12 protein-coding genes and 1 rRNA gene are annotated in these 15864 nt (G+C 63.5%); 7 read left to right on the top strand and 6 right to left on the bottom strand.

Annotated features, from left to right (window positions below):
- From rrf to VF436_RS06220, 4 genes are all read left to right on the top strand, one after another.
- Positions 1-83 (top strand): 5S ribosomal RNA (gene rrf / locus VF436_RS21790); the annotation flags it as partial.
- A 413-nt stretch (positions 84-496) separates the two neighbouring features.
- Positions 497-1180 (top strand): rhomboid family intramembrane serine protease, encoded by a 684-nt coding sequence (locus VF436_RS06230; protein ID WP_330903143.1) that lies wholly within the window; start codon positions 497-499, stop codon positions 1178-1180.
- A 154-nt stretch (positions 1181-1334) separates the two neighbouring features.
- On the top strand, positions 1335-1619 hold the full coding sequence (locus VF436_RS06225) for a hypothetical protein (RefSeq protein ID WP_330903142.1): 285 nt from the start codon (positions 1335-1337) through the stop codon (positions 1617-1619).
- A 40-nt stretch (positions 1620-1659) separates the two neighbouring features.
- Positions 1660-1980 (top strand): DUF1820 family protein, encoded by a 321-nt coding sequence (locus tag VF436_RS06220; RefSeq protein WP_330903141.1) that lies wholly within the window; start codon positions 1660-1662, stop codon positions 1978-1980.
- Between the two features lie 114 nt (positions 1981-2094).
- On the opposite strand, the gene VF436_RS06215 is transcribed toward VF436_RS06220, so the two are convergent.
- Both VF436_RS06215 and VF436_RS06210 read right to left on the bottom strand, forming a co-directional pair.
- Positions 2095-2826, bottom strand: a complete 732-nt coding sequence (locus VF436_RS06215; protein ID WP_330903140.1) for a glutamine amidotransferase — start codon at positions 2824-2826, stop codon at positions 2095-2097.
- A 35-nt stretch (positions 2827-2861) separates the two neighbouring features.
- On the bottom strand, positions 2862-4691 hold the full coding sequence (locus VF436_RS06210; RefSeq protein WP_330903139.1) for a GspE/PulE family protein: 1830 nt from the start codon (positions 4689-4691) through the stop codon (positions 2862-2864).
- A gap of 109 nt (positions 4692-4800) precedes the next feature.
- On the opposite strand from VF436_RS06210, the gene glyQ reads away from it, so the two are divergent.
- Together glyQ and glyS are read left to right on the top strand one after the other, a co-directional pair.
- On the top strand, positions 4801-5712 hold the full coding sequence (gene glyQ, locus VF436_RS06205) for a glycine--tRNA ligase subunit alpha (protein WP_330903138.1): 912 nt from the start codon (positions 4801-4803) through the stop codon (positions 5710-5712).
- Positions 5709-7859, top strand: a complete 2151-nt coding sequence (glyS, locus tag VF436_RS06200) for a glycine--tRNA ligase subunit beta (protein ID WP_330903137.1) — start codon at positions 5709-5711, stop codon at positions 7857-7859. Before glyQ ends, glyS begins: the two co-directional genes overlap by 4 nt.
- Before the next feature lie 149 nt (positions 7860-8008).
- On the opposite strand, the gene VF436_RS06195 is transcribed toward glyS, so the two are convergent.
- Positions 8009-8572 (bottom strand): helix-turn-helix transcriptional regulator, encoded by a 564-nt coding sequence (locus VF436_RS06195; protein WP_330903136.1) that lies wholly within the window; start codon positions 8570-8572, stop codon positions 8009-8011.
- A gap of 480 nt (positions 8573-9052) precedes the next feature.
- On the opposite strand from VF436_RS06195, the gene VF436_RS06190 reads away from it, so the two are divergent.
- Positions 9053-9916, top strand: a complete 864-nt coding sequence (locus tag VF436_RS06190; RefSeq protein ID WP_330903135.1) for a YbaY family lipoprotein — start codon at positions 9053-9055, stop codon at positions 9914-9916.
- Positions 9917-10315: 399 nt separating this feature from the next.
- Here VF436_RS06190 and VF436_RS06185 read toward each other — a convergent pair whose 3' ends face one another.
- From VF436_RS06185 to VF436_RS06175, 3 genes are all read right to left on the bottom strand, one after another.
- Positions 10316-12166 carry an autotransporter outer membrane beta-barrel domain-containing protein gene (locus tag VF436_RS06185; protein ID WP_330903134.1) on the bottom strand — a complete coding sequence of 617 codons (1851 nt, stop codon included), beginning with the start codon at positions 12164-12166 and terminating at the stop codon, positions 10316-10318.
- Between the two features lie 193 nt (positions 12167-12359).
- A complete protein-coding gene (locus VF436_RS06180; RefSeq protein WP_330903133.1) occupies positions 12360-14693 on the bottom strand; it encodes a Tex family protein in 2334 nt (777 codons plus the stop codon).
- Between the two features lie 268 nt (positions 14694-14961).
- Positions 14962-15762: an RDD family protein gene (locus tag VF436_RS06175; RefSeq protein WP_330903132.1), complete on the bottom strand. Its 801-nt coding sequence runs from the start codon at positions 15760-15762 to the stop codon at positions 14962-14964.
- Positions 15763-15864: the final 102 nt, after the last annotated feature.

Here is a 15864-nt window from a genome sequence, read left to right as displayed (position 1 = left end):
TCCCATCCCGAACTCGGAAGTGAAACGCAGCTGCGCCGATGGTAGTGTGGCATTGCCCATGCAAGAGTAGGTCACCGCCAGGGGCTTCATCCTAAAAACCCTCACCGATATCGGTGGGGGTTTTTTCTTGGGCGTGATTGGCAGTGATTGGGCGGTGCGCGGCGTGCTTGGCGGTGCGCGGCGCAGCCGCGCACCGCAACAGGTCACCGCCAGGGGCTTCATCCTAAAAACCCTCACCGATATCGGTGGGGTTTTTTCTTGGGCGTGATTGGCAGTGATTGGGCGGTGCGCGGCGTGCTTGGCGGTGCGCGGCGCAGCCGCGCGCTGCAAAACACGCCATCGGCACCCCGCGCCGCTCGCTTCCCGACTGAAGTCGCTCCCACGTCGCTCTTACCAGGCCCCGGTGCATGACGCTGCTTGCGACTTGCGCGGAACCCCGCACCTGCGCAAGCGGCTATCATGTCTACCTCGATAACCGTCCTGGAGAGGGCCAGACGTGTTTGTGCATGTCGACACCAGGCGTCGTAACCGACCGCAATGGGCAACCGTGCTGCTGGTGGTTGTGTGCGTGACCAGCTTTATTGCCTTCGCCCTGATGCCTGGCCCGCAACGGGTGTCGATGTGGCTGGAGTGGGGTACGGTCCCTGCGGATATCTTCGATGCCAAACTGCCTATCTGGGCACAGTTGCATGATCCGGCCTTGCTGCGTCTGGTTACCGCGCTTTTCATTCACCTGGCTTGGCTGCATCTGCTAGGAAACCTGCTCTTCCTGGTGATCTTCGGACTTCCCGCCGAGCGCGCCCTCGGCTCCATGCGCTTCCTGGTGCTGTTCCTGGTCGGCGGCGTCATCGCCAATCTTGTCGGTGCCTTGTCACTGGCGGGTGTGCGTTCGCCGATCATCGGTTGCAGCGGTGCCGTGTCGGCCATCCTCGGCACCTATATAGCGCTGTTTCCACGCGCACGCCTGGGTCTGGTGCTGCCGCTGGGCCTGTACCTGGAATTCGTCCGCATTCCCGCTTTCCTGTTGATCGGTATCTGGGTACTTCTGCAATTGCTCTTCAGCTATGCAGGTCCAAGCTACGGCCTGGTGGTGTGGTGGACGCACATCGCCGGTTTTCTGTTTGGCATCGTGTTCGCCTTGTATTCGCGCCCCGCCATCGTCAAGCGCATGCGTGGCTAGTCGTATCGCCATGACCACACCATCTTCGCCAGACATCATCTGTGCGACGTCCCCTGGTTTTGAGTAGCACGGCCGTTTGGAGTCCAATCCCCCAACCGAAGGAGATTGGACGTGAAGAAGCGCTTTTCCGAAGAACAGATCATTGGCGTACTGCATGACGACCGTGCCATGCGTGCGCGTCATGTCGTGCGGCCATGACGTCGAGGTGCGCTTCGACGGCCCGGATCTGCACGACCACTCGCCAGCGCTCGCCACGGCCGGGCGATTGCTTGCCGAGCAGGAAATCTGGCGCCGTCGGATCGAACAATACGCCGTCGATACGTCGTTGCCACCCAAGAACGAGGCGTGGCTGGAAGATGGCGACCTGTTCTGGGGACATTCGATCCAGATCGGCGGCAACCTGGATACCGGACTGGACTCGGCCGATATCCCGGGGTGATCATCTGCCACCCGACATGGGTCTGCTCACCATAGCCATCATGCGTACCAAAAAGCTCTACAAGGTCACCTTCCTCCACCTGGGCAAGAGCTATGAGCTCTACGCCCGGCACGTTGCGTCCAGTGGCCTGTGGGGGTTCACCGAAGTGGGAGAGCTGGTGTTCGAGCCGGCCGGGGCGGGCATTGTCGTCGATCCGACCGAGGAACGCCTGCGCGAGGAATTCCAGGATACCCGCATGCTGCACCTGCCGATGCAGTCGATCGTGCGCATCGAGGAGGTCGAACGCAAAGGCTCGTTGGCCATTCGCGATGCCGGCGATGGGCAGAAGATCGTGACGCCGTTTCCCATGCCGACGCGGTAAGGGTGCGGCGTTGGGCCTGAGGTGGCCAGTGGCTGGCTTTCTGCGTGGTGACATCACGCAGAAGCTCCGATTCGCGACCACGTCGCAAATCGCTTTTCGCGACTGAAGTCGCTCCTAAGGCGTGGAGGGGGCGGCCCATCCGTGTCGCCGTGCAAACTGTCGTAGCAGCCTGCGTGCGAACGGTGTCGGTGCCACCTGGCGATAGGTCTGCTGCGGATCGAATCCTTCGCGGTGCATGTCATGCCGTTTGCGATGGATGTAGGCGCGCATCACGTCTGCATTGAATTCCGGATGGAACTGCACGCTCATCGCATGGGCGCCATAGCGCAGCAAATGATTGCCGTCGCGGTCCGAACGCAGCAAGGACACAGCCCCCTTGGGGGCTTCCAGGACAGACTGCTCGTGCGTGGCATGCGCGCGAAATTGTGGCGGCAGCATCCCGGCGACCGCGTCATCGTGCCCATGACCGATAGCCTCCAGCGACACGGTACCGATCTCACGACCGCCTGGAAGGTAATCGACGCGTCCGCCCAGGGCATGCGACATCAGCTGATGTCCGTAGCACACGCCGAACATCGGTAGGTCTACGTCCATGGCATCGCGAATCCAGCCGGCTGCGCGTTCGCTCCAGGGCAGCCGCTCGGTCACCATGGAGGCCGAGCCGGTGATCAATGCGCCGGCGACCTGGCCCGGCGCAGGCAAGTCTTCCCCCGCTTCCACGTCCACCACGCGGATCTGCGTGGGAGCCAGCTGCGCGCCGATACGGAACCAGTGAGGAAAGTCTCCGAAGCGAGCGCGAATGGGATGGGGTGCACGGCCGGTGCGGATGATCAGGACGGGTTTCATGATGCGGATATGATGGAATGAACGGGAAACATGGCTCAGGCGGCTGTCTCGTCGCTTTCGGTCTCGATCGGTGGCAGCACGGTCAGCACTTCCTGGACCGTGGTTACGCCGCGTGCGACCTGTGCGGCGGCAGAGATGCGCAGCGGCTGCATGCCCGCCTGCGAAGCGGCCACGCCCAGGCTCGCCAGATCCAGCTGCGGTGTGATCAGGCCGCGCAACCGGGTCGACAACGGCATCATTTCATACACGCCAGTGCGTCCCATGAAGCCGGTATGCCGGCATTCCAGGCAGCCCAACGGCTTGAATACCTTTTCCGGCACCGGCAGGTCCCAGCCATGGGTCAGCGCAATCCATTCGTGGGGGTCCTGCGCGGTCGGCTGCTTGCAGTGCGGGCACAGCGTGCGTACCAATCGCTGCGCGACCACACCGGTCAGGGTGGACTGGATCAGGTAATGCGGAACACCCAGGTCGAGCAGTCGCGTGACCGCGCTGGGCGCGTCATTGGTATGCAGCGTCGATAGCACCAGATGGCCGGTCAACGAAGCTTGCACGGCCATCTGCGCGGTTTCCAGGTCGCGAATCTCGCCGACCATGATGATGTCCGGGTCCTGTCGCAGCAGGGTGCGCACACCCGCGGCGAAATCCAGGTCGATCGACGTCTGTACCTGCATCTGGTTGAACTCGGGGCTGACCATTTCGATCGGGTCTTCCACCGTGCACACGTTGATGGCCGGCGTGGCCAGATGCTTGAGCGTGGAATAAAGCGTGGTTGTCTTGCCCGATCCGGTAGGGCCGGTGACCAGCACGATGCCGTGCGGGCGTTCCACCATGCCGCGCCAGATCGCATCTTCAGTAGTCGAGAAACCCAGCTGCGAGAAATCCTTGGCGACGATATCCGGATCGAAGATACGCATGACCACTTTCTCGCCGAACGCGGTGGGCATGGTGGAGATACGCAGCTCCACTTCGCGCCCGGCGGCTGAACGCGTCTTGATGCGGCCATCCTGCGGGCGGCGCTTCTCGGCCACGTCCAGGCGCGAAAGAATCTTGATGCGCGAGGTCACCGCGGTCATAACTGGCGGCGGCAACTCGAACACCTTGTGCATCACGCCGTCGATGCGAAAACGCATCTTGCCGGCATCGCGGCGCGGCTCCAGATGGATGTCCGAAGCGCGTTGCTCGAAGGCATATTGCAACAGCCAGTCGACGATGTGCACGACATGCCGGTCGTCGGCCCCGACTTCGCCGCTCTTGCCCAGCTCCACCAGCTGTTCGAAGTTGAGGATGGACGATGAATCGTAACCGCCGGCCGCGTTCTTGGCGTCCTGCGCCATCTGGATCGAACGCTGGACGCCGTAGAACTCCTGAAGGTAGCGGTTGATGTCCAGAGGATTGGCCACCACGCGATGCACATCGCGCCGAAGCATGTGCGAAAGATCAGTGGCCCAGGTCGCATCGAATGGTTCGCAGGTGGCGAAGGTCACCTCGCCCAGGCTGGCCGCGACCGGCAGGATCTTGTGTCGCACCGCGTAGGCATTGCTGACCACCTGGGTGACGGCGGCCACATTGATCTTCATCGGATCGATCTTCATGTATGGCAGCTCGGCCTGGCCGGCCAGCCATTCGGTCAGCGCCTCGGCGCTCAAGGGGCGTCCCGGCTCGCGCAGGTTCGGCAGCTTGGCGTTGGCGATGACGATGATCGGGTGCAACTCCACCGTGCTGCGCCCCGCGCGTGAACCCATGCGCACGTTCTTGGCGTCCTCGGCCGCGACGTGCCCGGTCACGACCAGGGCGGCGAGCATTTCGTCAAGGGAGAGCCGGCCGCGACGGCCGAGCAGGGAAGTCGATTGTGGTGCGGTAGCCATGTGCAAAACCCCTGGCGGCGCCCGTCCGTGGCGCGGCGTGAAATCCATGACGACGTCAAATTAGCCTCACGGCTATACTAACCCGCTTTATTCCAGGTCACGGAAAGCCATGTCCGCACGTACTTTTCAGGATGTGATCCAGACCCTCAACCGCTATTGGGCGGCGCAGGGTTGCGTGCTGTTGCAGCCGCTCGACACCGAGGTGGGCGCCGGCACGTTCCATCCCGCCACCTTTCTGCGCTCCCTGGGCCCGGAGCCCTGGGCCGCAGCTTACGTGCAGCCTTCGCGCCGCCCCACGGATGGACGCTACGGCGAGAACCCCAATCGCCTTCAGCATTACTACCAGTATCAGGTAGTGATGAAGCCCAATCCGGAGAACATCCTGGAGCTGTACATCGGCTCGCTCAAGGAACTGGGCCTGGACCCGCTCGTGCACGACCTGCGCTTCGTCGAGGACAACTGGGAGTCGCCTACCCTTGGCGCCTGGGGCCTGGGTTGGGAAGTGTGGCTCAACGGCATGGAGGTCACCCAGTTCACCTATTTCCAGCAGGCCGGCGGCCTGGAATGCCGCCCGGTGACCGGCGAGATCACCTACGGCCTCGAACGACTGGTCATGTACTTGCAGAACGTGGACAACCTCTACGACATCGTCTGGACCGAGAGCCCGCACGGCACGGTGACCTACGGTGACGTATTCCACCAGAACGAGGTCGAGCAGAGCACTTACAACTTCGAGCACGCCAACGTGCCCGAACTGTTCCACTGGTTCGACGTGTGCGAAGCCACCGCGAACCAGTTGATCGGTGCTGGCCTGCCATTGCCTGCCTACGAGCAAGTCATGAAGGCCAGTCATACCTTCAATCTGCTCGACGCTCGCCGGGCGATCAGCGTGACCGAACGCCAGCGCTACATCCTGCGCGTGCGCACATTGGCTCGCGCGGTGGCCGAAGCCTATGTCGCGCAGCGCGAAAAGCTCGGTTTTCCGGGCCTCAAGAACAAGACCAGGGAGCAGGCCGCATGAGCGCCGCAAAGTCACTGCTGATCGAACTGGGCACCGAAGAACTGCCGCCCAGGGCGCTGGACGAACTGGCTGCAGCTTTTCACCGCGGCATCTGCGATGGCCTGTCACGGCGCGGCATCGAGGCCGACCTCGACAGCGCGGCCATCTATGCCTCGCCTCGGCGCCTGGCGGTGCACATCCCCCAGGTGGCCATCACCCAGCCTGAGCAGAGCATCGAGCGTCGTGGCCCGGCGGTCAATGCCGCGCTCGACGCCCACGGCCAGCCGGGCAAGGCCCTGATGGGCTTCGCGCAGTCGTGCGGCGTGACCGTCGAGCAACTGGAAAAGCTTGAAACAGACAAAGGCGCCTGGTTTGTGTTCCGCGCGGTCAAGCCGGGGCAGCCGGTGGCCGCGCTCCTGACCGAGATCGTCGAGGAAGCCCTCAAGAGCCTGCCCATCCCCAAGCCGATGCGCTGGGCCGATCATGACTACAGTTTCGTGCGTCCGGCGCATTGGCTGGTGATGCTGCACGGCTCGGACATCGTCGATGGCCAGGTGCTGGGCCTGCAAAGTGGCCGCCAGTCGCGCGGCCATCGCTTCATGCACCCGCAGCCGGTGCACATCGCCGATGCCGATGGCTGGCTCGATCACATGCGCGCGGCCAAGGTGCTGGCCGATCCGGCCGAGCGTCGCCAGCGCATCCGCGACGAGATCGCCCGCGTCGCTGATGGCCTGGGTGGCACTCCGCGCCTCGAAGATGCACTGCTGGACGAAATCGCCAACCTGACCGAGTGGCCGGTGGCCATCGCGTGCACGTTCGACCGCGACTTCCTGGCGGTGCCGTCCGAAGCCCTGGTCACCACCATGGAGACCAACCAGAAGTTCGTGCCGGTGTTCGATGCCCAAGGCAAGCTCACCGAACACTTCATTGGCGTAGCCAACATCGACAGCAAGCAGCCGGCGGAGATCCGCAAGGGCTACGAGCGTGTGATTCGGCCGCGCTTTGCCGATGCCAAGTTCTTCTGGGACGAAGACCTCAAGACGCCACTGGCCGACTACCAGGACGCCCTCAAGAACGTCACCTACCAGCAAGCTCTGGGCAGCCTGTGGGACAAGACCATTCGCGTGGCTGAGCTCTCGCGCATCATCGCCAACCGCGTTGGTGTGGATGCCGGCCAGGCGACTCGCGCGGCATCCTTGAGCAAGTGCGACCTGCTGACCCGCATGGTCGGTGAGTTCCCCGAACTCCAGGGCGTCATGGGCCGCTATTACGCCACCCACCACGGTGAGACGGCCGAGGTGGCCCAGGCGCTGGACAGCTACTACCAGCCCCGCTTTGCCGGTGATGCGGTGGCCCCCGGCAAGGTCGGCCAGGTGCTGGCCATCGCCGAGCGCCTTGACACGCTGGCCGGCATTTTCGCCGTCGGCATGAAGCCCAGCGGCAACAAGGATCCCTTCGCCCTGCGCCGTGCCGCTTTGGGCCTGGCGCGCACCCTGATCGAAGGCGGTGTCGAGCTCGACCTCAAGGGCAGCCTGCGTGAAGCCTTGGAGCTGCTGCCCGATGCCGCGCTCGCGGCAGGCATCAAGCCCGGCAAGGACGGCAAGGCTCCGGCGCTGGATGCCGGCAAACGCCGTGCGGAACTGGCCAACGAGCTGGTCGACTTCGTGCTTGAGCGCTTGCGTGGTTATTACGCTGAGCAGGGTTTCACCGGCGAGCAGTATGAAGCCGTGCTGGCGGTGCAGCCGGAAAGCCTGGCCGATTTCGACCGCCGCCTGCGTGCCGTTGCCCAATTCGGTCGCCGCCCGGAAGCGGCCAGCTTGGCCGCGGCCAACAAGCGTGTCGCCAACATCCTGCGCAAGCAGTCCGAAGAGGCCGGCGCACCGCCGGTGGGCACGTCGGTCGATCCCAAGCACTTCGAGTTCGATGCCGAGCGCGAACTGGCCGACGCGCTCATTGCCGCCACCTCCGATACCTCCGCGCCCCTGGCCGCCGGTGACTACACGGCGGTACTGACCCGCCTGGCGCAGTTGCAGGCCCCGGTCGACAAGTTCTTCGATGACGTGCTGGTCAACGCGGACGATCCGGCTGTTCGCGCCAATCGCCTGGCGCTGCTGGGGCAGTTGAAGGCGCAGTTTGCGGGGATCGCGGATATCGCGAAGCTGGGATGAGGCCGGCCGCTGGCGCGGCCTGCAAAGAGTAAAGGGGAAAACCAAAAAGCCCGCAGCTCGTCGAGCTTGCGGGCTTTTTGATTCCTGCCTTCACAGGCCACGCCAGTGGCCGGCCTCACAGCGAGCAAAGCGAGCGGCCTCACCGAGTCTCAAGCGGCCCGGTTGCGGCGGATGCGATCCCCCAACCGATGATTGAACGCCACCATCGCAGCGGCATCCACATCACCGTTCGGACCCAGGATGTCATACAGCTCGGCCAGCATGTCCGTATTCTCTGCCAGGCTCAGCCGGCTCTCGGCCAAGTCAAGTTCCGATTGCAGGATGCGCACCGCGGTGCTCATGCGCATGGGGTCCATTGCGCCGCCGGCCTGCAACGTGTCGGCCGCCGTGCGCAGCTTAGTGCGGTGCCGCTGGGTCAGCGATGTCTCCGTGCCCGGCAGCTCTTCGCCCTGGGCGATGGCGTCGGTCTGGATCGTGCCTTCGCCAGCCACCAACCAGACCAGCGAGATGCCGAGGGTCTTGGCCAGGGTGACGCAACGCGCGCGCGAGGGATCGGTGTTGCCATCGCGCCAGCTACGTACGACGCCTTCGGAGAAGCCGCACATACGTGCGATCTCGGTGACGCTTCCCACGCGCTGGATCAGCACTTTGATGCGATCGGCGAAGGTGCTGGAGTGGACTTCGGCAAAATGCGTAGATTTTTGCGTATTCATCGCAATTCTCAACAAACGAGGACGGGGGTAGGCTCCCTGCATTGACCACGTTGACTTCCCTGTGTCCAAAACCTGTGGATGGCAGGGGACTTAGCTCTGATGGCCTCCCTCCTGGAAGCTCACCAAAACGGTGCCCCGTCACGCGCACATGCTGATCCGGCCGCGGCCGGTTCGCAATGAATAACGACCCAGCCAGGGATTGGTTTACCGGTCAGTACACTCTTCAACATGAAATTTGTTTCACGCAAGATTTTGCTCCCTGGCAATCTCAACTCGCGTGATACCATGGGTCTGGCAAGGAAATTGCCAGTCCAAACGCGGGCGTATGGCCTTACGGGACGGATGGCACTGGTTTTGTTGACTTTTCCGCCGGGGACCTTTGGGCTATGCTTGAAGCTTCCCCCGCGAAGATCCTGAGCACGTCCGAGACGTGGCGAGATATTTCGCGTTTTGGTTTATCGATAGATTGAGGTTCCATCCATGCGCAGGATCGTTTGGTCGCTGATGTCGGTTGCAGCCCTGGCGCTGGCCGGTTGCAATTCTTCTTCGGATTCGTCGCAGTCCGCATCTGGTAATGATTCGGGCAGCGCGGCGGCCCCCGCCCGGCAAGCCAACAAGGTCAGCGGCTCGGTGGCATTGCAGAATCCGGCGAATCTGTCGCCGAACGCCAAGCTGGAGATCACCCTGGTCGACGTGTCGACCGAAGACGGCAATGCCACGCTGGCGACGAAGACGATTTCGCCGGTTCCGAGCATGCCCCAGCAGTTCGAACTGACTTTCAACCCGGCTGACATCAACCCGGCTGACGGTTACAACGTCAAGGCAGTGCTGACCGATGGCGAGCAGCAGTACGCTCCGGCCTTGCAATCGCCGGTGCTGACCAAGGGTGCGCCCAACACGGTCTCGATCATCCTGACGCCGACGCAGACTGCAGGCGACAAGGAGCTTGCCGCATTCAAGGACGTGCAGGCACACATCGGCGCGATGAAGATCACCAACGGCACCAAGCTCGAGAAGGACGTGTCGCGTGGCTGGCAGGTGTTCCGCGAAGGTGGCAACGTCAAATTCATCCGCGAGCAGGTCGACTACGGCGACAAGGGCTTCACCAGCACCGACTACGCTTATAAAGACGGCAAGCCATGGGTCGTCGTGCAGCAGAAGAAGTCCAACAAGGACGCCAAGCCCAGCTCGACCGAGCGTGCGGGCTGGGGCCAGGACGGTGCGCTGGTGCTCAAGCAGCACGAGGCCAATGGCAAGACGGATACGCTGAGCGATAGCGACGCGGCTGATCTGCAGAAGCAGGCACAGACCATTCTGAGCTTGGCAGGCGGCAAGGGTAAGTAAGTTCGCGCACCATTGGTTCGCACAAAAACGCCCGCGCAAGCGGGCGTTTTTTCATGCCGCGACGTACGTCGCCGATGGGGGCTCTTGAAACCTCCAAACCGCGACCTGATTCACGCCGTGCATCGCCACGGAACTCGCCCCGGTTGAAACCGAGCCCCAAGTGAGTCCCCCTGACTCCGGCGTTGCCAAGGGTGAGGGACTCGTCCACACCAAGACAAGCGACTGCTCTCGCTTACGGCCTCTGTCAAAAAGCCAACCAACAAAAAGCCCGCAAGCTCGTTGAGCTGCGGGCTTCGTGCTTTCCCTCTTCACTCTTTCCAGGCCGAGCGAGCGGCCGGCCTTGCGGCGAGCCAAGCGAGGGACATCATGGCCGCGCCAGAGGAGCGCGGCCGACCCTCATCAAAACCCGAAACGCACACCCAGGTTCAGACTGTTGTACTTCTGGCTGTCATCCTTGAAGCGGCCGCTGTAACCGACCCAGGCGCTCACGTTATCGGAGAACTTCGCGTTCACGCCGATATCGGCCGTGCCCCAGCTCTTGTCCGGCGTGTAGCCGATGATCGAGAACTGGCCAGGCATGCTGACCAGGCCGGCGGTGACTTCGCGCGGGTCCGCCTTGGTGTCGTGGTTCCAGGCCAACTCGGCATACGGCGACCAGGTGATGTTGCCCGAGCCGAAGTTGCCTTGCAGGCGCCAGCCCAGGGTGGAAATCAGCGAGTCGCGGTGCTGGCTGTTGAATGTCATCGCCGTGCTGTCCTGGCCATTCTCGGTATAGCCGTCGAGCTTGACCGTCTCCCAATCCAGGTTGGCGAACGGACCGGTCCGGATGTTGTTGAAGGTGAACCAGTAACCGCCGGTCAGGCCACCGCCGACGCGCGAACCATCGGCCTTGCCCGTCTCGCCACGCAGGTTGCTACCCAACTGGATGCGACGGTCAATGTCGGAAAAGTTCGACTGCGCGAAGTTCACATGAGCGCCCACATAGGCGCCGCCGGCGTAATACGTGGCAAATGCCATGCCGCTGATGTCTTGCAGCTTGTAGCCGCCACCGCCCGCAAAATCGCTATTGTGCTGGCCCACGCCCAGAGCCACGCCCATCGAGAAGTTCTCGTTGACCTTGGCATCGGCGCCAAGCGTGAGGTCGACATTGTTGGATGTGGTCTTGGGCGACATGTCCTGCCCGTCGAAGCGCTGGTGCGAGTAATCGACGTTGGCGAAGAAACGCGTACCGGCGCCGGCCTCGTCGGCCAGCATCTGGTTGCGCAACGCGCGGTTCTGCGCCTGGCTGGCGGCAAGCGGAGCTTCGCCCAGCAGCGAGATCTGGCCCGGCGCGCGGATGATCGAGGTCACGTACTGACCCAGCAACGCGTGCGCGGCAGTGGTCGGATGCACGCCATCGGCAAACAGATAGGTCTGGTTGGTGCCTGCCGCGTAGGTGTAGGGCAGGCCAGAACCGGCCGGGCCACACTGCACCGAACTGGCACCGGCGCCGCAGGCCGGCTGCGTCACGTTGGTGAAGCCGTAGGCGCCCGGGTTGGCGATCACTTCATTGAGCAGACCGAACGTATTGACCGGGATGACGTTGAGGCCATTGGCGCTGAGCTGGGATATGCCGGCATTGAGTACGCCGTTGAATGCCAGCGCCAGCTGGGTGCCGCCCGCCTGCGCTGCCGCGCCGCCGGCAATGCTCTCGGGTGTCTTGCCGATATCAGGCAGGTTGTAGACCACCACGTATTTCGCACCGGCAGCCTGCAACTGGCCCAGTAGCTGCACTTCTTTCTGCGCGGCGGCCGCGGTGCCGGCAGCGAGTACGTTTGGATCCGTCGAGGTGGCGGTCAGGTAGAAGATGTCATTGGCACCGCCCCACATCTGGTACAGCGTGCGCGGGTCGGCCTTGCCGCCGGTTGCACCCAGGTACATCTGCAACTGCTGCGGCAGCGTCGGGATCGGGCCGGGCGACGAATTGTTGTTCAGTCCAGCGCCGCCGAAGGCGAAATCGGTGCCACCCAGCAGTGACGGCTGCACCGGCATGCCCAGGTTGGCCGCCAGGATTTCCGAGGCAGTGACGCCCGGGTTGGTCGTGAAGCGCAGCGGCGGCTGCACCTGCGGCGCGGTCGCCAGCGAGATGTTGCCGGCATCGCTCAGGCTGTCGCCGAAGATGACTACTTTGTCGAACTGCCCGGCGGAAGCGGCAGAACTGAAGAGTAACGCGGCGGTAATCGCGCCAGCGATATATCGGGTACGGGGCATTGCGACGCTCCTTGCAGGGGCTTTGTTATTGGATTGTTACGGTAATGCAGTCCGTACGTGAGCGCATGCTGCGTTGCGGCGTACGGCTGCTTGAAACGCTGCCAGGGTTACAGGCCCTCGATGAGCTACATCAAGGGTTTCGTGACATGGCCCCGGCTGCAGCCGGGCCAGGGCCCTTTTTGAAACAGGTGTATCAGCGCTTCATGGCGCGCGAAAGCGCATCGGCGAAGGCGCTGTTGGCCGGAGCAGGCGCTGCCTTGGGCGCACCGCCACCGCCCGGGCGTCCACCGCGTGAGTCGCGCTGGCCGCGCGCGTCCTGGTCGCTGCCACCGGCTGGCTTGCCGCCACGTGCCTGGCCCGGTTCGTCGTCCAGGCGCATCGACAGGCCGATGCGTTTACGCGGGATATCCACCTCCATCACCTTGACCTTGACGATGTCACCGGCCTTGACCGCGTCGCGCGGATCCTTGACGAACGTGTGCGAAAGCGCCGACACATGGACCAGGCCGTCCTGATGCACACCGATATCGACAAAGGCGCCGAAGGCGGCCACGTTGGTCACTCGGCCTTCCAGGATCATGCCCGGCCGCAGGTCCTTGAGGTCTTCCACGCCCTCGGCAAAGCTGGGAGCGACGAATTCGGGGCGAGGATCGCGACCCGGCTTTTCCAGTTCCTTGAGGATGTCGCGCACGGTCGGTACACCGAAGCGCTCATCGGTGAACTGTTCGGGCTTGAGGCCACGCAGGAAACTGACGTCGCCAATGATGTTGCGCACTTCGCGCCCGCACTGGGCGATGATGCGCTCGATCACCGGGTAGGCTTCCGGATGCACGGAGCTGGCATCGAGCGGGTTGTCGCCATTGGGAATGCGCAGGAAGCCCGCGCACTGCTCAAAGGCCTTGTCACCCAGGCGCGGTACCTTAAGCAGCGCCTGGCGGTTGGCGAACGGACCATGCGCATCGCGATGCTTGACCACGTTCTCGGCCACCGAGGCGGTCAGGCCGGCTACACGCGACAGGAGCGCGGCTGAGGCGGTATTGGCATCGACGCCAACGGCATTCACACAATCCTCGACGCTGGCATCGAGCGTGCGTGCCAGTTTCACCTGGTTGACGTCGTGCTGGTACTGGCCCACACCGATAGCCTTGGGCTCGATCTTCACCAGTTCAGCCAGCGGATCTTGCAGGCGGCGTGCGATGGAGACCGCGCCGCGCAGGCTCACATCGACATCCGGGAATTCCTTGGCAGCGACTTCCGAGGCCGAGTACACCGACGCGCCGGCTTCGCTCACCACGATCTTGGAGAGCTTGAGGTCGGCGTGCTTTTTCATCAGTTCGCCGGCGAGCTTGTCGGTTTCGCGCGAGGCGGTGCCGTTGCCGATGGCGATCAGATCCACGCCATGCTGCTTGCTCAGCACGGCCAGGCGGGCGATGGATTGATCCCACTGGTTGCGCGGTTCGTGCGGATAAATAGTGTCGGTCGCAAGCAACTTGCCGGTCGCGTCGACCACGGCCACTTTCACGCCAGTGCGGATGCCCGGATCCAGGCCCATCACGGTGCGCGCGCCAGCCGGCGCGGCCAGCAGCAGGTCCTTGAGGTTTTCGCCAAATACGCGGATGGCTTCGTCCTCGGCGCCCTCGCGAACCTTGCCAAACAGATCCAGCGTCAGGTGCAGGTGCAGCTTCACGCGCCAGGTCAGGCGCACGGTTTCGCGCAACCAGGCATCGGCCGGGCGACCGCGATCGACGATGCCGGCGTGCGCGGCGACGCGGCCTTCGCCTTCCAGGTGGCCTTGCTCGGCATCCAGGGCGGGGGCGAGCTCCAGTTCGATCACACCTTCGTTGCGTGCGCGCATCAATGCCAGCAGGCGATGCGAGGGAATCCTGGCAATCGGCTCGACGTGGTCGAAATAGTCGCGGAACTTGGCGCCTTCGTTTTCCTTGCCTTCGACGACCTTTGCTCGGATCTGGCCTTTGTCCCACAGCCATTCGCGCAGTTGGCCGACCAGGTGGGCATCTTCGGCGATCGATTCCATCAGGATCGCGCGTGCGCCATCGAGTGCGGCACGGACGTCGGCAACGCCTTTTTCGGCATCGACGTAGCCGGCGGCCAGCGTGTCGGGCGACTGGGTCGGGTCTTCGCGCAGGGCGGTGGCCAGCGGTTCGAGCCCTGCTTCGCGGGCAATCTGTGCCTTGGTGCGGCGCTTGGGCTTGTAGGGAAGGTAAAGGTCTTCCAGGCGTGCCTTGGTGTCGGCAGCGAGAATATCTGCCTTCAGGGCATCGGAAAGCTTGCCCTGCTCCTCGACGCTGGCCAGGATCGCCCCGCGGCGATCTTCCAGTTCGCGCAGGTAGCGCAGGCGCTCCTCGAGCAGGCGAAGCTGCGTATCGTCCAGGCCACCGGTGACTTCCTTGCGGTAGCGAGCAATGAAGGGCACCGTGGCGCCGCCATCGAGCAAATCCACCGCGGCGTGCACCTGTTCGGGCTTGGCGGCAATGTCCTGGGCAATGCGTTGTTCAATGCTGAGCATGAGTCTGTAAGCGTTCCTTGAGGGGCGGCACGACCTGCGGACGCATCGTCCGCGGGTCGGGTCGTGCATCATAACAAGGTCGCCTGGCGTGGCGGCCGTGCAGGGTGGCATCCAAGGATCGATGCCTGGCCCAATCGCCGAGCCCTGGTTCGAATCGCACAAGGCCGAGCTAACCCCGCATGCCAGCGACGGCGTGTGATGCCTCGCACCATGGCAAAAAAAAAGCGCCGCGGATGCGGCGCTTTTTTGCACTCGATCGAGCCCCGGATCAGGCGTCGAACGAGCCGCCCTCACGCTTGTAGATATTGTCGCTGGAACTGACCGGTGACGCTTTCTGCTCGCTGGCCCGGCCGTTGAGTATCAGCGTATGCGCGACCAGGTCATGCAGGCCCTGGCGGCGCTGCGTCCAGGCTACGGCCAAGTAGCAGATGAAGGGAATCAGCCCCGTCAGCAGCGTGAGCAACCGTACGACATTGCGTGTAGCGCTGCGGCCGATCGTGACGCGCTGTCCCTTGTCGTCGGTCACGCGCAGTCGCAAGGCAAGTTTGCCCAGCGTGGCTTGCATGCGCGAGGCTTCCATCAGCGTGTAATACACAAAGCCGATCACTGCCGAGCCGATAGTGGCCGGACGCGAAGCGCGAACATAGGCTTGCAGCGCCTCGTTCATTTCCTGGCTGCCCATGCCCGAGCCACTGCTGATCTTGCCCAGCATGGCCATATAGGCATCAGCCGCGCCGGTTGCCACGAACAGGATCGCTGCCGGAACAGCCAGGATCAGCCCATCGATCAACCAGGCGGCAAAGCGCTGCCAGAAGCCGGCATAGTCCTCCAATGCCGTGGTCGTGGTGGCCTGGGGAATAGGCGGCGCCGTGTATGGCGCCATGTCCGGCGGCGTGGCGGCCGTGGGCTGCTCGTCGGGAAACAGCACCGAGAACGGCTGCCAGTCGGCCAGACCTTCATACCAGCCCAGATCGTCGCGCGACACCTGACCACTGCGCAGCCATTGGCGGATGTCGCTTTCCTTATACGGGCCATGGCGTTCGCCATCGCGTCCGATCCAGACTTCCATGATCAAGCTCCGAAGAAAGTGTAAGGGAGCGCCGATAATGCCATGCCAGCCGGCGTTTTTTCCCAGGGCTTGTGGCATGGGCCGATTCCCAGTGCTGTCGCG

It is taken from the genome of Dyella sp. (assembly GCF_036384435.1).
In the GTDB taxonomy this organism is placed as follows: domain Bacteria; phylum Pseudomonadota; class Gammaproteobacteria; order Xanthomonadales; family Rhodanobacteraceae; genus GSA-30.
This window is presented reverse-complemented; position numbering and strand designations above follow the sequence as displayed.